The sequence below is a fragment of the Streptomyces sp. GESEQ-35 genome (genome assembly GCF_017948485.1).
In the GTDB taxonomy this organism is placed as follows: Bacteria; Actinomycetota; Actinomycetes; order Streptomycetales; family Streptomycetaceae; genus Streptomyces.
Window position 1 is genome coordinate 85,457 of the sequence record NZ_JAFFSX010000025.1, and the last position, 21,029, is coordinate 106,485.

The following is a 21,029-nucleotide window of genomic DNA, read 5'->3' on the forward strand; positions in this document are numbered from 1 at the left end:
GCGGTGGCTGGCGACCGCAGACGGCTGTCGACCTCGCGAAGGTCAGCGACCGCAGACGGCTCCGAACCCGCGGAGATCAGCCACCGCAGACGGCTCCGAACCCGCGGAGATCAGCGACGCTGACGCCTCTCGAACCGCGGTCTTCAGCAACCGCAGAGGGCTGTCGAACCCGCAGAGATCAGCAACCGCAGACGCCAACGGCACCCACGCTCGCCACGGACCACACACCGCGACCACACCCACCCGCCGGCGCCCCACGCGCCGATCGCATCCCCGACCGTCAGCGACCGCAAAGTGCTCCCGAACCCGCCGAGGTCAGCGACCACAGACGCCGATCACACCCACACTCGCCGGGACCACAAGCCGCAACCACACCCACCGGCCGGCGGCCACGCACCGATCGCATCCCCGACGGTCAGCGACCACGGACGCCGATCACACCCGCGCCCCGCCAGGGACCACAGGCCGCGACCACACCCACGCCCATGCAGGACCACACCCCGACCACCCCCACGCCCGTCAGGGACCGCACGCGGCGATCAGTGTCTGCACCTCCTCGGACATGGCGGCGGCCAGGCGGTCCAGGTCCGGGACGGCCTGGGCGTCGGCGACGAGGCCGTAGTGGACGCGTCCGCGGTAGGTCGAGATCGCGATCGCCAGGGACTGCCCGCGGGCCAGCGGGGCGAAGGGGTAGACCTCGGTGAGCGCGTGTCCGCCGAGCTTCAGGCCGAGGCCGGGCAGGGGCACGCTGGTGACCAGGATGTCGAACCAGAGCCGCGCGCCCTGGCTGACCAGGGGTCCGCCGAGCCGATGGGCGAGCGCCGGGACATGGTCGGCGAGCAGCGCGACGGCACCCGCGCCCCGTCCCGGTCCCGCGTCCTTCTTGCGGTCCATGGCCGCGCGGACCGTGCCGAGCCGGCCGAGCGGGTCCGGGTCGCCGACGGGGAGCCTTATCAGGTAGCCGGAGAGCCGGTTGCCCTGAGGGTGGGCGGTGCGCGGGCGGCGCTTGGAGACGGGGATCAGGGCGCGGGGCGCGACGCCTTCGCTGCCGTCGCCGCGCTCGTCGAGCCAGCGGCGCAGGGCACCGGCGACGACCGCGATCAGCACGTCGTTGACGGTTCCGCCGACGGCCTTGCGGATGATGTGCACATCGTCGATGTCGATGACGGCACCGGCCGTGCCGCGGGTGCCACTGGGCTCGGTGGTGAGCGCGGGCGAGGAGCTCACGCCCAGGTTGGACAGGGCGACGGAGGCACCGATGTCGAGGGCGCGGCCCACGTCGGACAGGGCGCCGCGCAGCAACCCGGGCAACTTGCGCACGTCCGGGAGCAGGCCGCGCGCCGGCGGTTCGGGGCGGGGGCGGCGCTCGGGCAGGTCGATCGGGTCCAGAAGCGCGGCGGCGAGCGTCAGTGCCCGCAGCCCGTCGGCCAGTGCGTGGTGGAACTTGAAGAGCACGGCGAACGAGACGCCGTTCTCCCCCGGCAGCACATGCGCCTCCCACGGCGGCCGGGTGCGGTCCAGCGGGCGTTCCATGAGCCGCCCTGCCGCCTCGTGGAAGTCCTCGGTCGGCGCATGCAGCCGGATGTGGTCCAGGGGATCGAAGTCGGCGGCAGGCACGCGGGCGGCACCGCCGAAGGCGGACGGGAACGCCGGCGGAAAGCCGATCGGCTGCCAGATGTCCCGGATCCGCATCCGCAGCCCGGGCACGGCGGCGGCCCGGGCGGCGAGCAGGTCGGCCGCGTGGGCACCTGCGGTGGGCGAGTTCGCGGTGAAGACGCCGAGCGCGCCCAGGTGCATCGGGTTCCGGTCGGACTCGATGTTCCAGAACGCAAGGTCGAGAGGTGCGAGCACGTCAGAAGTCAATGGCTTGCCTCGCGTCGACGAAGGGTGAGGCAGCAGTCAACCTCCCTCGACCGATTACGGTCAAGTACGATCAAGCTACGCACAGTTAACAAGAGATTAAGTCCCGCCCCTGCTGAAAGGGGCGGGACTCATGAGGCGTCTGGGATCACCTCAGTGCAGGTGGCGCCGCCTCCGGTGAGGTTCCCCACTCAGACGGGCGCGGGCCGACCGTGAAAGCGAGCGACCGCAGGGACCGCAGAGTGCCGGTGGTCAGATACGTGCGCTCGTAGGCCGACCCGTCCGTCCGGGCCGACTGGATGTAGCGGTCGGTCTCCGAGGTGCCGGGTGCCGTGATCGTGAGCCCGCCCTTCGGGTAGTAGCGGCGATCCAGGGTGAGGTCGACGCGGTTGAAGACGGGCGTGGACAGGCCCCAGGTGTCATAACCGGGCTGCACCGGGAAGATCCCGATCGACGACAGCACGTTCCAGGCGGACATCGTCCCGAGGTCGTCGTTTCCGGTCATGCCGGTCGGCGTGTCGGTGAACAGGGTCAGCGCGGCGTGCACCACGTCGGTGGTCTTCCACGGCTGACCGGTGGACAGATAGGTGTAGGGGGCGATGAGGTCGGGTTCGTTCTGCGGGTTGTACTTGTCGGCGTTGTAGTAGTCGTACGGCCCGTTCACCCACACCTCGCGCGCCGTCTTCGCCGGGTCCGCCAGGAGCTGCTCGTAGGCGAAGAAGGAGTCGAGCCGGTCGTTGGCGGCCTGGGTGCCGCCGATCAGGTCCACCATCCCCGGCAGGTCCTGCGGCACGAGCCACTGGTACTGCCAGGACGTGCCCTCGTGAAAGCCCTCGCTCTTCGCCGGGTCGGCGGGTCCGGTGAAGGTTCCGGAGGCGTCGCGGGCCCGGAAGAAGCCGGTCGAGGGGTCGAAGACATGCCGGTAGCTCTGGGCCCGGGCCGCATAGCGATCGGCGTCCGCCGTGTGGCCGAGATCCCGCGCCATCTGCGCGAGCATCGCGTCCGACAGCGCGTACTCCAGCGTGGCCGAGGCTCCGTGGTCGTAGTCCGAGTCACCGGGTTTCACATGCGGGCGGCCCTTGATGTACGGCGCGAAGCCCTCGGCGAGGTACTCCTGGTTCGCCTCCCGGCCTACCGCCGGCGAGTCCGCGGGCGGCACTCCGTCGGCGTTCTTCTTCAGCGCCCGGTAGGCCCGCTCCTCGTACCCCTGGAGCAGCCCCTGCTGGTAGGCGTTGGTCAGGAAGGGCGTCACCGGGTCGCCGGTCATGATGTTCGTCTCGACCGTGCCGTAGCCCCACTTGGGCAGCCAGCCGCTCTCCTCGTCGATCCGGATGACCGAGATGGCCATGTCCCGGGCCTCGCGGGGTGCGAGCAGGGAGAGGAGCTGGGACTGGGTGCGGTAGGTGTCCCACAGGGACCAGTTCTGATAGTACGTCCAGCCCCGCGCGCGGTGGATCTTCTGGTCCCAGCCGGTGTAGCGGCCGTCGGCGTCGCTGCCGATGTTCGGCGCGAGGAACGACCGGTACAGGGAGGAGTAGAAGGTGCGGCGCAGGGTGTCGCTGCCGCCCTGGACGCGCACGTCGTCGAGGCGGTCCTCCCATGCCCGCTGAGCTCCGTGGCGGACGGAGTCGAAGGAACGCCCGCCCTCGGCACGGAGGTTGCCGGCCGCGCCACGGGCGTCGACGTACGACAGGGCCGTGGTCGCCTCGACCGTACGGTCCCCGGTCGTGTCGAAGCGGACGTAGGCCCCGTCCCGCCCGCTCTTCGCGCCCTCGGTCACCGCGCTGCCGTCCCAGGTGCCGTACGCGGTGAAGGGCCGGTCGAAGCGGGTGACCGTGTAGACGGTGTACGGCTCGGTGTCCTGGCAGAAGCCGCTGCCGGTGATGGCGGTGCGCACCGTACGGCTGTCGAGGACCTCCACCTTGGTGGAGATGTTCTTGTGCAGCGACTGTCCCGCGTTGAGCAGGACGTTGGCCTTGTCGGTGGCCGGGAAGGTGTACCGCTGGACGCCGGTGCGCTCGGTCGCCGTGAGTTCGGCGTCGATACCGGACGACAGCCCCACCTTGTAGTAGCCGGGACTCGCCTCCTCGTCGTCGTGGCTGAACCCGGCGGCGTAGTCCGCGTAGTCCGTCTGTGTGACGTCACCCGTCGTGGGCAGCACGGGCAGATCTCCGCCGAGGCCGCAGCCGACGCCGGAGAGGTGGACGAGGGAGAAGCCGCGGATGCGGTCGTGGGAGTAGTCGTAGCCCGTGTTGTGACCGGTGTCGGGCGAGAGCTGCACCATGCCGAACGGCACGGCGGCGCCGGGATAGGTGTTGCCTTCGTTCTCGGTGCCGATGAACGGGTTGACCAGTTCGGTGAGGTGCCCGTCGTGCGGCTCGGCGGCCCGGGCGGCCGGGACGGTGCACAGCGCGGACGCTGCCACCGCCCCGGCCACCCACAGGCGCAGGTGCCGGGTCGATCTCATCGTGCAGTTCCTCCAGGGGTTACGGACAGCCGGCCGGCGCCGGCCGGGAGATGTCTCGGATCAGCGCCTCGTGCGCGGCCTTCACGCGGGCCACGTCCGGCTTCAGGACCTTGCGGTCGTAGGTCAGCAGGCCGTTGAGCTCGCCCTCGACGTCCGCGATCTGGGTGTAGACGGCGCCGTTGCCGCCCCGGCAGGCCAGGGCGCGCACCTCGTCGAGCTTGGTGAGGTAGTCGTCGGTGTAGGTCGCCGGGTCGACGTCGACGTACGACTGCTGCACGGACCAGGCGTGTCCGGGGACCGCGAGACCGAGGCCGCCGTACTCGCCGCTGACCAGGGCGCGTTCCCCGCCGGGCTGGGGTGGCAGGGCGGGGCTGGGATAGCCGTGCTCGTCCATGATGTCGCCGGTGCCGCCGTCGGCCCCGAGGTTCAGCCCGGACTGGCCGTTGACCAGCCGGGTCGGGTCCCAGGCCTTGGCCTGCTCGGCGACGCGGCCGATGTCGTACTGGCCCCAGCCCTCGTTGAAGGTCACCCACATGACGATCGACGGGCTGCTGATGTGCTCGTCGATCATCTCCTTCATCTCGCGCTCGTACTCGGCGCGCGAGGCGGCGTTCGGTGTCACCCCGGCGGTCATCGCGGGCATGTCCTGCCACACCATCAGGCCCAGCTTGTCGGCCCAGTAGAACCAGCGGTCCGGCTCGACCTTGATGTGCTTGCGCACCGAGTTGAAGCCGAGCTGCTTGTGCACCTTCAGGTCGTAGGCGAGGGCCTCGTCCGTCGGCGCGGTGTGCAGGCCGTCGGGCCAGAAGCCCTGGTCGAGCGTGGCCATCAGGAAGATCGGCTCACCGTTGAGGACCGTGCGCGGAACGCCGTTCACCTTCTCCACGGCGATGGACCGCATCCCGAAGTAGCTCCCGACGCGGTCGGCGCCGACGCTCACCTTCAGGTCGTAGAGGAACGGATCGTCCGGCGACCACAGGTGCGGGTCGTCGATGGTCAGCGTCAGCGGCTGCCCGGTCCGGCCGCTCGCCGTCGCGACCTTCTCCTTGCCGTCGTACGCCGTCGCCGTGACCGGTACGCCGGCCCGGACGCCCTGCGCCTCGACGGTCACGCGGCTGTTCGGGACGTCGGGCGTGACCTTGAGGGAGCCGACGTGGTCGCGTGCGACCGGCTCCATCCACACCGTCTGCCAGATACCCGAACTCGGCGTGTACCAGATGCCGCTGGGGTCCAGGCGCTGCTTGCCGATGGGCGGGTTCTCGCCGTCAGCCGCGTCGGTCGGGTCGTACACGCCGACGATCAGTTCCTGGGTGCGGCCGGGCTTCAGCGCGTCGGTGATGTCGGCGCTGAACTTGTCGTAGCCGCCCTTGTGCTCGGTGACCTTCTTGCCGTTGACGTACACCTCGGTCTGCCAGTCGACGGCGCCGAAGTTGAGCTGTAGCCGCTGGCCGGACCCGATGCGCCAGTCGGCGGGGACCGTGAAGGTACGGCGGTACCACATGCGGTCCTCGTGCCGTTGGATGCCGGAGAGCTGGGACTCGACGGGGTACGGGACGAGGATGCGTTCGTTCAGGGTCCGGCCGAACGGCGGCTGCTCGCCCGCGTCGGCCGCCGCGAACTGCCAACGTCCGTTGAGGTTCCGCCAGGCGTCGCGGGTCAGCTGCGGGCGCGGGTACTCGGGGAGCGCGTTGTCCGGACCGACCTCTTCGGCCCACGGGGTGCGCAGTTCGTACGTCGAGCGGTTGGGGCCGCTGCTCCAGAAGGCGCCGATCTCCTCACCGCCGGCGGTGAGTCCGCCCTGACCGTCGTAGCGCACGTCGGACGTGCCGCGGGCGGTACCGGTCTTGTTGCCGACGACCGGTTCCTTCAGGCCGACCAGCAGGGACTTGGGATCGGACGGGTCCAACCGGGCGGTGGTCAGGGGCCACTTGGCGCCGCCGATCACCGCCTCGATGTGGTCGGTGACGGAGGCCGGGGGCGCGGACAGCTCGTGCGCGAAGTCGAGTTTGAGCGTACGGCCGTCTCCGAGGACGGTGGTCGCGATGGCGCCGTCGTAGTCGTAGCCGTCGGGGAGGCGGAAGGCCGACTGCGGGACGGCGGCCTTGCTGGCGCCGGGCGGGGTCCAGCGCAGGTGGAGGTTGGAGCCGCCGTAGTGCTCGAAGTACTCCAGCTTGACGTCGTAGGCCTGGCCCGCCGTCAGTTCGATGGGCTGGGCGGTCTGTTCGCGGTCCCAGTCGTCGACCCAGTGGTCGATGACCGGCTGTCCGTCGATCCAGAGACGGAAGCCGTTGTCGCCGATGATCGAGAACGTGGTGGGGCCGGTCTTCTCCGGCACGATCTTTCCGGTCCAGCGGACACTGACATCGTTGTCCTGACCGGTGGCGAACCGCAGGCGCGGCTCCAGGTTGTCGAAGTCGAGGTTCTGGTCGAAGCCGGTGGCCTTGAGCTCGTGGAAGTCGAAGGCGCCCGGGGCGGAGTGGGTGTAGTACTCGCCCTTCAGGCCGTGGATCTCGACCGGGTCGTCGGATGCGGCGGTCGCGGCGGGTGTGGCGGTGAGGCACGCGAATCCGAGGGCGACTGCGAGCAGTAGCACCAGGCGGTTTCTGAGTCGTCGGTGGCGCATGGGATCCTCCTCGTCGAGGACGGGTGGCGGCTCTTGCGCTGAAAACGTTGTCATCAACGGCAGTTGGCATCCCAACACGGGGTTCCACTTCCTGTCCAGGGACATGACAAGGGCCCGCCTCTCCCCCGGGGAGGCGGGCCCTTGGATCAGCGCACCGTCACGGCATGAACGGCTGCGCTGCCCGGCTCGTCCGGCGCGGCCCACGCGGCAGCGAACCCACTCCTGTTGGCGATCAGGCCCGTCTGCTCGCCCAGGAAATATCCGCGGGGACTTGCCTCGTCAGGGATGCGGGGCGCTTGGCGCATGTCGAAGGAGATCGGGGTCAGCCGGGTCTCCCGCCAAGTCGCCCCCTTCGAGGCGCAATCGGCGGCCTGCGGGCTGCACCGGACCAGCCAGCGGTCGGTCAGCAGTGGAGCGCCTGTGTCGTTACGGCGGAAGTCGGAGTACGAGACGGCAACGGTGCCGCCGCGGCCGACGGCCAGTGCGACGGTGAAGGCCTGCTGATTCGGCATGGGGATGTCCGTCGGCGTCCGGTTCACCTTCACCGGCTCCGACCAGGTGCGGCCGCCGTCGTCGGAGGAGGCCAGGGCCACCGCGTCGGCCCCGCCTCCGCTGAACCGCGCGTCCTGCCAGGCCACGTGGATCCGGCCGGTGCGCCGGTCGACCGCGGTGTCCGAGAGCAGGCTGGTGGTGTGCGAGACCTGTTCGCCCGACTCGGGATCCTGGAACAGCCACTTGGTCCGCTGGTCGGCCACCTTGACGGGCGTGGACCAGGTGCGGCCGCCGTCGGTGGACCGTACGGCCTGGAGGGTGAGCCGGTTCGTGATCGGGCCCTCGCCGAACCGCACGCGGGAGTGAACGTCCACCAGTGTGCCGTCGTCGAGGACGGTCAGCCGATGCCCCGAGACGAGGTGTCCGTCGCCGGCGTCGACGACCAGCGTCGGCGGCTGCCAGCTGCGTCCGCCGTCCGCACTGCGGCTGATCCAGCCGTCGTTGCGGGTCCGCGCCTCGGCCGGGAACCTGGGCGTCACCACGTACAGCACATCGGGATCGCGCGGGTCCACAACAGGGGCTCCTCCACCGACCCCGCCCTGCGCCGGCTCGGTCGCCGCGACGATCACCGCTGGGCGGGTCCATGTGCGACCGCCGTCTTCGGAGCGCGTCGATACGGCCGCGCTCGCGGAACCGTCGGCCATGAAGAGTCCGCCGGTCACCACGAGGCCCCCGTCACCGGTGAAGGTCACGGCCGGGCCGTCGACGTGGTCGTGGCTGCCGCCCGAGCACCTCGTCAGGTTCGGCACGACGGTGCGCTGCCAGTTGCTGCCACCGTCCCGGCTGACGGCGAGGACCACGCCCCGCTGCCGGTCCTGCGGCCACACCGCGGCCAGCCGGCGGGCATCGTGCGGGTCGACGGCGAGCTGCGGTTCGATGGCGCCGTCGGCCATCTTGCCGTCGATCGCCCCGGGGGTGCAGTCGGTGAAGGGGTTCGCCCCCGAGATACGTTGCGGTTCGGGTGCGGGGGCGGCGTTCGCGGTGCCGGTCAGGGTGAGTAAGGGGAACGTCGCCGCGACGAGAACGGCTGCGGAACTGCGCACGATGGGCTCCTTCCGGACGGTGAGCCACCATCGTCCGCAGTCCCTGCCGTGCAGTCGTCGTACCCGGGGCGACGCCGCCCGTACCTCTCCGGGAGTAGCCGGGCTACGACACCAACTGCCCCTTCCCCAGGGCGATCACGCCGCCCTTGGACACCGTGTACAGCTCCGCGTCCCGGTCCGGGTTGACGCCGATCGTCGCGCCCGGCGGCACCTCGACGTTCTTGTCCAGCACGGCGCCCCGCACGACCGCGCCCCGGCCGATGTGGACGTTGTCGTGCAGCACCGAGCCCTGGACGACCGCTCCCGGGTCGACGACGACGCCCGGGGAGAGGACCGACCGGGTGACCTGCCCGCGGATCAGGCATCCGGCGCTGATGATGGACTCGCCGGCGATACCGCCCGCGTTGAAGCGGGCCGGGGAGAGCTGACCGGAGTGGGTGTAGATGGGCCACTGGCGGTTGTAGAGGTTGAAGGCGGGGCGCTCGGCGATCAGGTCCATGTGGGCGTCGTAGTAGGCGTCGAGCGTGCCGACGTCACGCCAGTAGCCCTGGTCGCGGGTGGTCTCGCCGGGGACGTGGTTGTCGCTGAAGTCGTACAGCTGGGCCTCGCCGCGTTCGGTGAGCTGCGGCAGGATCGAACCGCCCATGTCGTGCACGGAGTTGCGGTCCTCGGCGTCGCGCTGGAGCGCCTCGATCAGGGACTTGGTGGTGAAGATGTAGTTGCCCATCGAGGCGAAGACGCATTCGGGGTCGTCGGCCAGGCCGGGTGGGTCGGCCGGCTTCTCCAGGAAGCGTTCCACGGTACGGCCGTCGGAGCCGGGGCTGATCACACCGAAGGAGGAGGACTCGGTGCGCGGGACACGTATCCCGGCCACCGTCACGCCCGCGCCGTTCTCGATGTGCTGGGCGAGCATCTGGCGCGGGTCCATGCGGTACACGTGGTCGGCGCCGAACACGGCGACGTACTCGGGACGTTCGTCGTAGATCAGGTTCAGCGACTGAAGGATCGCGTCCGCGCTGCCCAGATACCAGCGCGGGCCGAGCCGCTGCTGCGCCGGGACCGGTGTGACGTAGTTGCCGAGCAGGCTGGACATCCGCCAGGTGGTGGTGATGTGCCGGTCCAGCGAGTGCGACTTGTACTGCGTCAGGACGCAGATACGCAGGATGTCGCCGTTGACGAGATTGGAGAGAACGAAGTCGACGAGACGGTACGTGCCGCCGAAGGTGACCGCGGGTTTGGCGCGGTCCGCGGTCAGGGGCATCAGGCGTTTGCCTTCTCCGCCCGCGAGTACGATTCCGAGCACCGAAGGTCCGCCACGCCGCATGGCCGCTCCCCTCACCCTGGTTGACCATGATGTGCCCTTGATCAGGGGCCGCTAAGCCTGTTCGAGGACCTGCCCCCGTCCTACGCCTGCTTGAGGATCTCCCGGTATAGCTGGGCCGTCCTCCGGGCGACCGCGTCCCAGCCGAACTCCCCCACCGCGCGCTTCCGTCCGGCCTCACCCATGCGCCCCGCCTGCTCCGGGTCGGCGAGCACCGAGTCCAGGGCGATGGCCAGGTTCGCCTCGAAGCTCCCCTCGGTGTCCACCAGCAGGCCGGTCTCTCCGTGCTCCACCACCTCCGGGATACCGCCGACCCGGGACGCCACGACGGGCGTTCCGCAGGCCATCGCCTCCAGATTGACGATGCCGAGGGGTTCGTACACCGAAGGGCAGACGAACACGGCCGCGTGGGTGAGGAGTTGGATCACATCGGCGCGCGGCAGCATCTGCGGGATCCAGTGCACGCCCGCGCGGACGCTGCTGAGCTCCTGGAACAGGTCGCGGAACTCCTGGTCGATCTCGGGGGTGTCGGGCGCGCCCGCACAGAGGACCACCTGCGCCGCGGAGTCGAGGTTCCGTACCGCGCGCAGCAGCTGGGGCACGCCCTTCTGGCGGGTGATGCGGCCGACGAACAGGACGTACGGCCGGTCGGGGTCGACGCCGATACGGGTGAGGGCCTCGGTGCCGTGGTCGGGCCGGTAGAGGGTGGTGTCGATGCCGTTGTGCACGACGTGGACCTTCGCCGGGTCCAGCGTGGGATAGCAGCCGAGGATGTCCTCGCGCATGGCGCCGGACACGGCGATCACGGCGTCGGCGGCCTCGATCGCGGTGCGCTCGGCCCAGCTCGACAGCGCGTAGCCTCCGCCGAGTTGCTCGGCCTTCCAGGGGCGCAGCGGCTCCAGGGAGTGGGCGGTCATCACATGCGGGATGCCGTACAGCAGTTTGCCGAGATGGCCGGCGAGGTTGGCGTACCAGGTGTGGGAGTGGACGAGTTCGCGGCCTTCGAGTGCGGCGGTCATCGCCAGGTCGACGGAGAAGGTACGCAGAGCGTCGTTGGCGGTGTCCAGAGCGGGCCAGGGGCGATGGCGCAGGACGCCCTCCGCCCGGCCCTCGCCCCAGCAGTGCACGTCCAGGTCGACGAGGCTGCGCAACTCGCGTGCGAGGAACTCGACATGGACGCCCGCGCCGCCGTAGACGTCCGGGGGGTATTCCCGGGTCAGCAGTCCCACTCGCACCCGCAACCCCCTGTCTCGGCACCCGGCTCCCTCATGGTCACTCAAGAGCGGCGCCCGGGGAAGAGCGCGGGGGTCGTGTGAAGCAACAGTCGCCGCCCGGGCCCGCACGGCCTGCCTAGACCAGAGCCGGCCGCGATCCGCAACTCGGGAGTCCCAAGCGAGTTCGCGGCCTTCCGAACGCGAGAATTCAGAAAATTTCCGTGAATATCCGATGCCCTGTCGCCCCGCGTCTGCGCGAGGGGCGGAAGTGGCCGGTGAGGGTCTCCTGGTGTGCGTAGTACGAAGAAGCCGCCGAGCGGGCGGAGCGCGGCGAGACCGGGGGCGAGACCCACGAAGAGCAGTAGTACCAAGGCCCCTAGGGGGCGCGACCAGGAGGGTTACCGAGGGTGTCACCCCCCTGGGGGAGGACAAGGCTCCAGTCGTACTCCATCGGTAGTAGGAACCATTGAGTGCTCAGGTACGACGACGGGAAGAACTTTTCGAGGCATCGTGTTGACTATGGAAGCCGACCGATCGTCGCGCCGGGCCGCAGGCCCCCGCCTCGCGCAGAGGAGCAGCACATGAGTGCCCTCGCGTTCTCCGTGCTGCTGTCGCTCGTCTCCGCCGTCGCGTACGCGGGCGGGGCGATCGTACAGGAGCGCGTCGCGGACTCCTCCCCCGACCAGCAGTACGCGCCGCTGCGCCGGCCGAGCTGGTGGGCGGCGGTGGCGCTGAACGGTCTCGGCGGTGTGCTGCACGTGGTGGCTCTGGCGTTCGGTCCGCTGAGCGTGGTCCAGCCCTTGGGCGCGCTGACCATCGTGTTCGCGCTGCCGATGGCCGCGCTGTTCGTGGGCCGCAAGGCCGGGGCGACCGCCTGGCGGGGCGCGATCATGGCGACCGTCGGACTCGCGGGTCTTCTCTCTCTGGTCGGCACGGCCGACACACAGTCTCTGGACTCGACCCAGCGGGTGGGCGTGGCCCTGGTCACCGCGGGTGCGGTCGTGGCGCTGATGATCGCGGGCCGGGCCGCGCACCGGCACCCGGCGGTGCGCAGCGTGCTGCTCGCCACGGCGTCCGGCATAGCGTTCGGTATGTCCTCGGTGTTCACCAAGACGGTCGCGGTCGACTGGAGCGGCGGCGTCTCGGCGGCGGATCTGCCGTCCCTGGCCACGATCGGTGTCTTCGCCACGGCCGGACTGATGCTCTCCCAGGCCTCCTACCGCGGCGCCGGACTCGCGGCCCCGCTGGCCACGCTGACGGTCGTGAACCCGGTGCTGGCGGCCGCGATCGGCATCACGATGTTCGGCGAGACCTTCCGCTACGGCACCACGGGCACCGTGCTCGCCCTGAGCTGCGGCGTCGTGGCGGCGGGCGGGCTGATACTGCTGACGACCGAGCGGATCGGGCGTACGCAGCCGGCAGCTGAGCCCGCGGCGGAGCCGGCGCCTGTGGAGGAGCTCCTCGCACAGCACTCGGGCGAGTCGCCCGACGTCGTCAAGAAGCTCCTCAAGCAGCCCGCTGCGGAACTTCCGTCGGAGACCCTGGTCCCGTCCCAGGCGCCGACGCCTGACGTCGAGGAGGAGGAACCGGCGCACGTCGTGAGTCCCCCGCTGCTGTACGGGCCTTTCTACGGCGGCCCGTACGTCCCGATGCCAGTCCTGGACCGGCACCGCATGCGGATCAAATCCTGACGCCACCGGCCCGGAGGTACGCCACCGGGTCGATGTCCGAACCGAAGCCGGGCCCGGTCCGCACCTCGAAGTGCAGATGCGGGCCCGTGCTGTTGCCGGTGGACCCGGAGCGGCCGATGCGCTGCCCGACACCCACGGACTGCCCACTCTTCACGGAGATCGCCGAGAGATGCGCGTACTGGGTGTAGCGGCCGTCGTCGTGCCGGATCACCACCTGGTAGCCGAAGGACCCTTCCCAGCCGGCGTTGACGACCCGCCCCTGAGCGACGGCCTTCACAGAGGTCCCCGTGGCGACGGCGAAGTCGACGCCCGTGTGGTAGCCCTTCGACCAGGCTGAGCCCGCCTTGTGGTACGGCGTGCCGGTCCCGGCGTTCACGGGCGCGACAAAGCCGCTCTTGCGCGTCTCCGTCTTGGGGGCGCTGTCCGAAACGGGCTGCTTCTTGGGTGCCGGCTCGGTCGTCGTACTCGTCGTCGTGACCGGCTTGCCGCGCAGACTCAGCCGCTGGCCGGGCAGGATCAGGTCGGGGTCCGCTCCGACGGTCTTGCGGTTGGCGGCGTAGAGCCCCCGCCAGCCGCCCCGTACGTCCTGCTTCTCGGCGATCCCGGAGAGGCTGTCGCCCCTGACGACGGTGTACATCTCGGCGGTGCCCGCCCGGGACTGGGGCGTGGTCTGCGGCTGGACGTCGGCCACGGAGCTCTTGGCGGTGCGCGGGGCCGTGCCACCCGGCTGGATGTCGGGTGTGTCGCCGCCCCGGGTCAGCCCGGCCTGGACCGAGCACACCGGCCAGGCGCCGGGGCCCTGTCCGTCCAGCACCTTCTCGGCTACGGCGATCTGCTGGTCCTTGGTGGCCAGATCCGCGCGCGGCGCGTACCGGGTGCCGCCGAAGGCCTCCCAGGTCGACTGGGCGAACTGGAGGCCGCCGTAGTAGCCGTTGCCGGTGTTGATGTTCCAGTTGTTGGTCGACTCACAGGCGGCGACCTTGTTCCAGGTGTCCACGTCCGCGGCGTGAGCGGCACCGGTGCCGATGAACGGCAGCGCCATTCCGGCGCCGCCCGCAGTGACGGTGAGTGAGGCGCGGTTGATCCTGTTCGGCTGATACCGGCGGTGCCGGCCGCGTACGGCCATGAAAGTGCCCCCTCGACATGCGTCGGAGGGCCAAAAGTAAGCGCCGCGAACAGGCCATGACAAGACGGCAATCAGCCGCATGGTCACACCAAGTGGCGAGGAATCGGCGGGCGTTGGCGGGACGCCCGGGACGGCTGAGTGCGGCGAGGCCTTCCATGCGTATGTGCCTGCGCGACATCGGGTCACCCGGATGTGCGGTCGGCGTACCGGCACGTCAGGATGGACGATGGGGCAATACTGGCGGGCATGCAGGACCGGCACCGCTGATACCGAGGTCACTAGGAGCCAACGCAATGAGCAATTCAGCCCAGATCGGCGTCACGGGTCTCGCGGTCATGGGCCGCAACCTCGCCCGCAACTTCGCGCGCAACGGCTACACGGTCGCGGTGCACAACCGGACGGCGGCACGCATGCACGCCCTGGTCGAGGAGTTCGGGAGCGAGGGCGACTTCGTCGCGGCCGAGACCGCGAAGGAGTTCGTGGCGGCGCTGGAGCGGCCCCGGCGCCTGGTCATCATGGTGAAGGCCGGTGACCCGACGGACGCGGTGATCCAGGAGTTCGCCCCGCTGCTCGAGCCCGGCGACATGATCATCGACGGCGGCAACGCGCACTTCGCCGACACCCGGCGTCGTGAGCGCGATCTGCGTGAGCAGGGCATCCACTTCGTCGGCATGGGCGTCTCGGGTGGCGAGGAGGGTGCGCTGCACGGTCCGAGCATCATGCCGGGCGGCCCGAAGGAGTCGTACGACTCGCTGGGCCCGATGCTGGAGAAGATCTCCGCGAAGGCCGCTGACGGTGCACCCTGTGTGACGCATGTCGGTCCCGACGGCGCCGGGCACTTCGTGAAGATGGTGCACAACGGCATCGAGTACGCCGACATGCAGCTGATCGGCGAGGCGTACCAGCTGCTGCGCGATGTCGCCGGGTACGAGCCCGCGCAGATCGCGGAGATCTTCCGTACCTGGAACACCGGACGGCTGGACTCGTACCTGATCGAGATCACGGCCGAGGTGCTGTCGCACGTGGACGCGGCGACCGGTAAGCCGTTCGTGGACGTGGTGGTGGACCAGGCCGAGCAGAAGGGCACGGGCCGGTGGACGGTCCAGATCGCCCTGGACCTCGGAGTCCCGGTCTCGGGCATCGCGGAGGCGGTCTTCGCCCGCTCGCTGTCCGGGCACGCGGCGCTCCGCGAGGCGTCGCGGGAGCTGGCCGGGCCGAAGGCCACCCCGCTGAGTGAGTCCGAGGCCGGCGCCTTCGCCGACCAGGTCGAGCAGGCGCTGTACGCCTCCAAGATCGTCTCCTACACCCAGGGCTTCCACGAGATCGCCGCGGGCAGCGAGGAGTACGACTGGGACATCGACCTGGGTGCGGTGTCCGCGATCTGGCGCGGCGGCTGCATCATCCGTGCCGCCTTCCTGGACCGCATCCGCGCCGCGTACGACACGCGGGCGGACCTGCCGAGCCTGCTCTCCGACGACACGTTCGCCCGTGAGATCGCCGACGCGCAGGACGACTGGCGCGAGGTGGTCATCGCGGCGACCCGCCAGGGCGTGCCCACTCCCGGCTTCTCCGCGGCGCTGGCGTACTACGACGGTCTGCGGGCCGAGCGGTTGCCTGCGGCGCTTACGCAGGGGCAGCGGGACTTCTTTGGGGCGCACACGTATCGCAGGGTGGACCGGGAGGGGTCGTTCCACACGCTGTGGGGCGGGGACCAGTCCGAAGTTTCCGCCTAGTAGCTCGGTTCGTTCGGTCGTATTGCGGGTGCGGCCTTGTGGGGGCTGGTCACGCAGTTCCCCGCGCCCCTTACGGGGCGCTGCGGTGGGCGGCGCTTTTGCGTCGCCCACCGGCATTCGTCCTCAGCTCAGGTGAGGGGTGGGCCCGGCTCCGGGTTCGGTACGGGTTCCGGGCCCGGTGGGATCGGGGACGGGTCCGGGTGGGGGTGGGGGGCCGGCGGTGGGCTCGGGAGTGGTGGCTCGGGGTGTACGGGGTCCGGGCCGGGCGTTGGGCCCGGGGTCGGTCCTGGTGGGACGGGGTCGGGGTGCGGGTTGGTCATGAGGTCCTCCGGCCAGTGGTGAAACGTCGGCTCTGGACTACTCCCCCGCGTACCCGGGGCCCGTTCGGCCACTCACCCGGGTGGGCCCGCCGCCCTTGCCCCCGCAGCAAGGCCCTGCCGGGGGCTGGACAGCACCGGGACCGGTGTCGTCGTGAGCTGCCGGGCCGGGGCCATCGAAGGCTGGGCGAGGACGATCGCGTCGGCGTCGGTGACCTCGTCGGCCGCGGCGGCGACGAGCCGCGCGTATCCCTCCAGGTCGCCCGCTTCGAAGCGCGGCCAGGCGCCCGCCACGAGACGGGCCCGTACGTCGACGGGGCGCCCGGCGCGGCGGGCCTCCTCCTCGATCAGCGACGCGGTTGGTCCGAACGTGCTCTCCACCGTCCCGAGCACGACGACCCTGGACCCCGCGGCCACGGCGGCGGCCGCCATCGGACGGTCACCGCGCAGCACCGGCACCCCGATCCCGACGGCGGCCTCCTCCGCGACGCCGCCGAGGGTCGAGCACGTGCACAGCACGGCCCGCGCACCGTCGGCGACCGCCCGCTCCAGGACGGCACGCACGTCGTCCGTCACCGCCTCGGGGCCCTTCTCCCGGGCCCGGTCGAGCAGCGACTCGTCGACGAAGTGCCGTAGTTCCAGGCCCCGGTGGTTCTCGTCGCGCAGGGCGTCGAAGACGGGGATGTGGACGGGTGAGGTGTGCAGAAGTGCGAGCACGGTCCGAGGGATCCCTTCTTCAGAACCGGCCGGGATGGGCCCTGAGCCACTCCATCGCCGCCGTCGACAACTCCGGGTCGGCCGCCGGAGCCTCGGCGGGGTGGCGCTCCGCCCACTTCACGACGTACGGGCAGAGCGGGGCGACGGCGATGCCCTCGCGCTCGGCGATGGCGTACAGCTCGCGCGCCAGCGAGCCCGCGATGCCCTTCCCCTCGTGCGCGGGTTCCACGATGGTGTGCACGGGGACGAGGGCGCGCCCCGGGGCTTCGAGGACGAAGTACTCGATGTGGCCGACGACTTCGCCGTCCCCGAGGGCCTCAAGGCGCCCCGCTGCCCGGTCGTCGCGGATCTCGATCTCACTCATGAGCACGCTCCTGGTCCGAAGGGGTCACACCGACGAGGTCAGGCCGACACGGCCTGCGGGCTGCGCTCCTGGTCGGAGCCCGGCACCGGTGCGGACGGGTCGGCGCCGAGGGCCACGATCCCGTTGTCGCGGTCCACGTGCACCACCCGCGGCCGAAGCGCCCGCGCCTCGGCGTCGGAGACCTGAGCGTAACTGATGATGATCACCAGGTCACCGGGGTGTACGAGGTGTGCGGCGGCCCCGTTGATACCGACGACGCCGGAGCCGCGCTCCCCCTCGATGACGTACGTCTCCAGCCGGGCGCCGTTGGTGATGTCGACGATGTGGACCAGCTCGCCGGGCAACAGGTCGGCGGCGTCGAGCAGATCGGCGTCGATGGTCACCGATCCCACGTAGTGCAGGTCGGCCTGGGTGACGGTGGCGCGGTGGATCTTGGACTTGAACATGGTACGCAGCATCGAGACACTCCGAAAGGTAGGCTCCCTGCCTGCGTTTTTGCAGGTCAAGGGCTATTTCCTTAGCGTACAACGTGTCGCATCTTCGGGCATGGTTCCCCAGGTTTTCAGGACTCATGCTGACCATTTGCTGACTTTCCTGATGCACCGTCAGGTCAGCCGTTACGGCTGGGAGTGACTGAGTCGTGCCCGTGCGTCTCAGAGGCACGCCAGGCATGTCACCGCTTCGCAACTGATCTTCCCCTGAGCGCACCAGGTCGGGCAGGCTCAAGATCGACCAAGCGCACCAGCGTGGCCGGCTGATCGCTGACCACCCATTCGTACAGCCGTGAGGGGAACCCACACCATGCTTCGCAGCCACCGCCGCAAGGCCGTCCTCGCCACCGCCGCTCTGATGGCCACGACCGCTCTGCTCACGTCCTGCCAGGGGGACTCGGACGGGGACAAGAAGTCGAGTGGCTCCGGGTCGTCGACCTCTCAGTCAGACGCGAAGAGCACGTCCGGGGACGGCGGTTCGGGTGGCGCCGAAGCGGACGGCGCCGGGGCGCAGACCGGCAGCGACTCGGGCGGCACGTCGGGCGGCCAGAACGGCAAGGGCGACAAGGGCGTGTCCGGCACCTGGTTCGGCACCGTCTCCTACCTGGCGCCCGGCAAGTACACCGTCTCCGACATGAAGGACACCGAGCAGGCGTTCTTCACCTCCACCGACACCAACATCCAGGGCGCCGGCAAGATCTGTGGCGACGCCGAGGGCCAGGCCGCCACCCCGTGCAGCGAGAAGCAGCTCGAGGCCGCGGCCAAGAAGGGCGTCTCCGCCACGGTGAAGATCGAGAACGGCACCGCGGTCAGCATCTTCGAGGACCACTCCAACACCGGTGGGGGCGACGTCGACCCCGGCACCGGCAAGCCGACGGGCACCCACTCCGGCGAGCTCGGCTACCTGGCCCCGGGCACGTACTCCCTCCGGGAGATGGACGGCTCGAAGATCAAGTTCCACAGCAACACCGCCACCACCATCAACGGCGACGGCTGGATCTGCGGCGAGCCCGGCGGCCAGCTCGCGGACTGCACCGAGGGTCAGCTCGAAGCCGCCGCCAAGAAGGGCGGCGTACGGGTCGTCGTCGAGCTCGCCAACGGCGGCGCCGTCACCATCGACGAGGAGCACAACTGAGCCGTCCGCCGGCGCGGCTCACCTTGAGCCGCCACTGCCATGAGTCCCGTCTAGCGGGCTCGGCCCGAACATGGGCTGAGCCCGCCGACGCGTCCCCGGGCAGTCAGTCCCGCTGAGGTCCAATCCGACATCTGGTCAAACCTCCGCTACGGCTCCACATGGCACCCTCGCTCGCTGACCCATGACTCGAAGGGGCAACCTTCCTCCGGACGGTGCCCAGAACCTCGAGCTTCTTGAAGGGCAGTTTTCCAGGCCAAGATCGGACGCGCCGTCGCATCCCATCGCCACGCCGGGAGAGTCCTCGCCCGCGATCACCTCCGCTTGGCCAGGCGGGGCTGGGCACTATCGCACTCCCGCGCCAGGTCGCTGAGCCGCATCGCGTGCTCGTCGGCCATGGACAGCCGGGCCAGGACCCCGTACTCGAAATTAGAGATTCCCGACGTTCGCTGCAGCTGACGGTAGAGGACTGCAGGGACCGTGGCCTCGGGCAACGCCCCCGAGTTGCTGGAGCACCGCGGGTACGACTTCCTCGTCCTCGGGGCCGACACCACCATCCTGCGGCAGGGCGCACACGCGCTCGTGAACAGCGCACGTACCGCTGCCCCGGGAGCCGGCCGATGACCCCCGGGGCCGGCACCATCGCCGGCCCAGCCCTCGCGGCCCTTTTGCACACCGAGCTGTCGATGCTGGTGACGGCGTTGTGGCACGAGATCGACCACGGTGACGGCTCGGCGGCCGCCGGCTTCTTCACCTCCGACGCCGAGCTGACGTTCTCGCGCCGAACCTTTCGCGGCACCGACGAGATCAGCGGCGTGTACCGCGACCGCGCCGCACGCGGGCCGAGGGTCTCACGGCACCTGCTGACCAACTTCCTTGTCCTGCGGCACGAGAGCGGTCATGTCGAGGCCGTGTCCGCCCTCATGCTCTTTGCGCAGGACGGAACGCCTCCTGTGCCGGCGACCGTGCCGGTGCTGATCGCCGACGTGTACGACCGCTTCGTCCGGGTCGGCGCGGCGGATGAGCATACGAGCCGCTGGCGGATCGCCTCGCGGCGGATCGAGAACCGCTTTCTGATGCCCGGCGACGTCCTGGCTGTTCCGACCGAGTAGAAGTAGAAGGAGACGACGATGTCTTCTCAGCAACCGCCGGGCGAGTTCCCGGTTCCGGACGCCCTGGGCGGGCTGCCGAGTATCGACTCTCATCTCTTCGACGATCTGCTCCCTGCGGAGGGAGCCTTCGAGCTGACGGCCGACCTGCGCAGCTATCGCGATCCCTTCGTCGGCATCACCGAGGACGGCACCCCACGCCCGGGCCTGTACCGCCTCAATGACGCGGGGACATCCCCCGTGGCCGCGGTTGCGGCGGCCGAGGCGTACCTCGACGGGCTCGCACCCCACCAGCGGGTGGTCGGGAACCTGCCGATGGAAGCCGCGGCGTGGCGGCTGTGGACCAACGCGATCCCGACCTGGCACCCCAAGGGCATGCGCCTGGAGCGCCTCGCCGAACGCGACCGCGACCGTGCGCTCGCCGTCGTGGAGGCAAGTCTCAGCCTGGCCGGCTACACCCAGGTGTGCTCCGCGATGGCGCTCAACCAGAACCTGGGCGACCTGATCGACAACTACCGCGACACCCTCACGGAATTCGCCTACTGGTTCACCGTCTTCGGGACGCCGTCGCCCCGCTCTCCGTAGGGATGGCAGCTGATGGGACACCACGTGGACCTGCACTGCGTCTTCGTCGCCGGACAGGTGGTCCTCGCCCCGGTGTTCCTCGGCGCCGAGCCGACCATCGGCACGGTGCGCTTCGCGGGCGTCCAGGCCTTCCGCGACGAGACCGAGATCGCCCTGGAATTCCGCCGTACCCTCGCCCCCGACCGGGAGGACGAGTTCCTGATGGGGGCGTCGCTGCGCAGCGACGCCCTGCCGCCCGAACTGGCCGGACCGTGGAACGGACGGCACCTCGCCGGCGCGGGCAGCGACAACCTCATTCTGCCTTCCGAAGGCTTCGTCGCAGCCAGCCTGGCCTCCGACCAGCGTGACGGGCTGGTGGAGTTGATCCGGGTCTATCTCGACCGGCTCTCTCTCCCCCCCCCGCCACAGGCCGAGCGCACCCTGGCCCTCGTCCGCGAGCACTTCGACGAAACCCGGTTCGCCTGGCGCGGCGGCCACGACGACGTCTGCGCCTTCTACTACCGGATCCACTCCCCTGTGCTCCTCATCGAGTACGACAACCACCCCGGCGTCTTCCTCACCAACCCCGAACCCGCCCGCTACCACGTCCACACGATCGTGCGCGCCCCCAACCGGGGCGACTACGGACGTGATCTCCTCGCCCAGCACTACCGGCTCCACCACTGAGGTCACTGCGCCGGTGGA

The 21,029-nt window shown here is 70.2% G+C and carries 15 protein-coding genes and 1 pseudogene; 6 read left to right on the forward strand and 10 right to left on the reverse strand.

The features are described from left to right. Positions 1-519: 519 nt before the first annotated feature. The 6 genes from KCH87_RS36420 to glgA form a co-directional block, all read right to left on the reverse strand. Complete coding sequence (locus KCH87_RS36420; protein ID WP_210592139.1) at positions 520-1,863, reverse strand: wax ester/triacylglycerol synthase family O-acyltransferase; 1,344 nt, start codon at positions 1,861-1,863, stop codon at positions 520-522. A 145-nt stretch (positions 1,864-2,008) separates the two neighbouring features. Beyond that, the gene (locus KCH87_RS36425; protein WP_210592140.1) at positions 2,009-4,327 is read right to left on the reverse strand and encodes a GH92 family glycosyl hydrolase; all 2,319 of its coding nucleotides are present in this window, start codon (positions 4,325-4,327) and stop codon (positions 2,009-2,011) included. Between the two features lie 19 nt (positions 4,328-4,346). Continuing rightward, the gene (locus tag KCH87_RS36430) at positions 4,347-6,950 is read right to left on the reverse strand and encodes a PA14 domain-containing protein (protein WP_210592141.1); all 2,604 of its coding nucleotides are present in this window, start codon (positions 6,948-6,950) and stop codon (positions 4,347-4,349) included. A gap of 146 nt (positions 6,951-7,096) precedes the next feature. Then, positions 7,097-8,545, reverse strand: a complete 1,449-nt coding sequence (locus KCH87_RS36435) for a sialidase family protein (protein WP_210592142.1) — start codon at positions 8,543-8,545, stop codon at positions 7,097-7,099. A gap of 103 nt (positions 8,546-8,648) precedes the next feature. Continuing rightward, on the reverse strand, positions 8,649-9,869 hold the full coding sequence (gene glgC / locus KCH87_RS36440) for a glucose-1-phosphate adenylyltransferase (protein ID WP_210592143.1): 1,221 nt from the start codon (positions 9,867-9,869) through the stop codon (positions 8,649-8,651). A gap of 80 nt (positions 9,870-9,949) precedes the next feature. Continuing rightward, complete coding sequence (gene glgA, locus KCH87_RS36445; RefSeq protein WP_210592144.1) at positions 9,950-11,101, reverse strand: glycogen synthase; 1,152 nt, start codon at positions 11,099-11,101, stop codon at positions 9,950-9,952. A 560-nt stretch (positions 11,102-11,661) separates the two neighbouring features. Between glgA and KCH87_RS36450 the strand changes: the two genes are divergently transcribed. Continuing rightward, positions 11,662-12,771 carry a DMT family transporter gene (locus tag KCH87_RS36450; protein WP_210592145.1) on the forward strand — a complete coding sequence of 370 codons (1,110 nt, stop codon included), beginning with the start codon at positions 11,662-11,664 and terminating at the stop codon, positions 12,769-12,771. Here KCH87_RS36450 and KCH87_RS36455 read toward each other — a convergent pair. Next, positions 12,761-13,897, reverse strand: coding sequence for a transglycosylase family protein (locus KCH87_RS36455; RefSeq protein WP_210592146.1), 1,137 nt, complete (start codon positions 13,895-13,897; stop codon positions 12,761-12,763). The two genes, KCH87_RS36450 and KCH87_RS36455, sit on opposite strands and share 11 nt — an antisense overlap. Before the next feature lie 293 nt (positions 13,898-14,190). On the opposite strand from KCH87_RS36455, the gene gndA reads away from it, so the two are divergent. Beyond that, positions 14,191-15,630, forward strand: a complete 1,440-nt coding sequence (gene gndA, locus KCH87_RS36460; protein ID WP_210592147.1) for an NADP-dependent phosphogluconate dehydrogenase — start codon at positions 14,191-14,193, stop codon at positions 15,628-15,630. Positions 15,631-16,022: 392 nt separating this feature from the next. Here the strand turns inward: gndA and KCH87_RS36465 are convergent, their stop codons facing one another. The 3 genes from KCH87_RS36465 to panD are packed head-to-tail and all read right to left on the reverse strand — an operon-like array spanning position 16,023 to position 17,486. Continuing rightward, entirely contained in the window at positions 16,023-16,664 is a 642-nt protein-coding gene (locus tag KCH87_RS36465) for an aspartate/glutamate racemase family protein (protein WP_210592148.1), read from the reverse strand. 19 nt (positions 16,665-16,683) lie between these two features. Continuing rightward, positions 16,684-17,028, reverse strand: coding sequence for a GNAT family N-acetyltransferase (locus tag KCH87_RS36470; RefSeq protein WP_210592149.1), 345 nt, complete (start codon positions 17,026-17,028; stop codon positions 16,684-16,686). Positions 17,029-17,066: 38 nt separating this feature from the next. Then, positions 17,067-17,486, reverse strand: coding sequence for an aspartate 1-decarboxylase (gene panD, locus KCH87_RS36475; RefSeq protein WP_210592150.1), 420 nt, complete (start codon positions 17,484-17,486; stop codon positions 17,067-17,069). A gap of 343 nt (positions 17,487-17,829) precedes the next feature. Between panD and KCH87_RS36480 the strand changes: the two genes are divergently transcribed. From KCH87_RS36480 to KCH87_RS49580, 4 genes and pseudogenes are all read left to right on the forward strand, one after another. After that, positions 17,830-18,654 carry a hypothetical protein gene (locus tag KCH87_RS36480; RefSeq protein ID WP_210592151.1) on the forward strand — a complete coding sequence of 275 codons (825 nt, stop codon included), beginning with the start codon at positions 17,830-17,832 and terminating at the stop codon, positions 18,652-18,654. Positions 18,655-19,131: 477 nt separating this feature from the next. Then, positions 19,132-19,275 carry a hypothetical protein gene (locus KCH87_RS36485; protein ID WP_210592152.1) on the forward strand — a complete coding sequence of 48 codons (144 nt, stop codon included), beginning with the start codon at positions 19,132-19,134 and terminating at the stop codon, positions 19,273-19,275. After that, positions 19,272-19,763: a nuclear transport factor 2 family protein gene (locus KCH87_RS36490; protein WP_210592153.1), complete on the forward strand. Its 492-nt coding sequence runs from the start codon at positions 19,272-19,274 to the stop codon at positions 19,761-19,763. Before KCH87_RS36485 ends, KCH87_RS36490 begins: the two co-directional genes overlap by 4 nt. An 18-nt stretch (positions 19,764-19,781) precedes the next feature. Then, a pseudogene (locus tag KCH87_RS49580) lies at positions 19,782-21,011 on the forward strand (DUF3500 domain-containing protein). Positions 21,012-21,029: the final 18 nt, after the last annotated feature.

Bases quoted from the DNA above. Each gene is read 5' to 3' on its own strand.
- KCH87_RS36425 (WP_210592140.1), bottom strand. From the start codon at position 4,327: ATGAGATCGACCCGGCACCTGCGCCTGTGGGTGGCCGGGGCGGTGGCA.
- KCH87_RS36430 (WP_210592141.1), bottom strand. From the start codon at position 6,950: ATGCGCCACCGACGACTCAGAAACCGCCTGGTGCTACTGCTCGCAGTC.
- glgC (WP_210592143.1), bottom strand. From the start codon at position 9,869: ATGCGGCGTGGCGGACCTTCGGTGCTCGGAATCGTACTCGCGGGCGGA.
- KCH87_RS36450 (WP_210592145.1), top strand. From the start codon at position 11,662: ATGAGTGCCCTCGCGTTCTCCGTGCTGCTGTCGCTCGTCTCCGCCGTC.
- KCH87_RS36455 (WP_210592146.1), bottom strand. From the start codon at position 13,897: ATGGCCGTACGCGGCCGGCACCGCCGGTATCAGCCGAACAGGATCAAC.
- gndA (WP_210592147.1), top strand. From the start codon at position 14,191: ATGAGCAATTCAGCCCAGATCGGCGTCACGGGTCTCGCGGTCATGGGC.
- KCH87_RS36470 (WP_210592149.1), bottom strand. From the start codon at position 17,028: ATGAGTGAGATCGAGATCCGCGACGACCGGGCAGCGGGGCGCCTTGAG.
- panD (WP_210592150.1), bottom strand. From the start codon at position 17,486: ATGCTGCGTACCATGTTCAAGTCCAAGATCCACCGCGCCACCGTCACC.
- KCH87_RS36480 (WP_210592151.1), top strand. From the start codon at position 17,830: ATGCTTCGCAGCCACCGCCGCAAGGCCGTCCTCGCCACCGCCGCTCTG.
- KCH87_RS36490 (WP_210592153.1), top strand. From the start codon at position 19,272: ATGACCCCCGGGGCCGGCACCATCGCCGGCCCAGCCCTCGCGGCCCTT.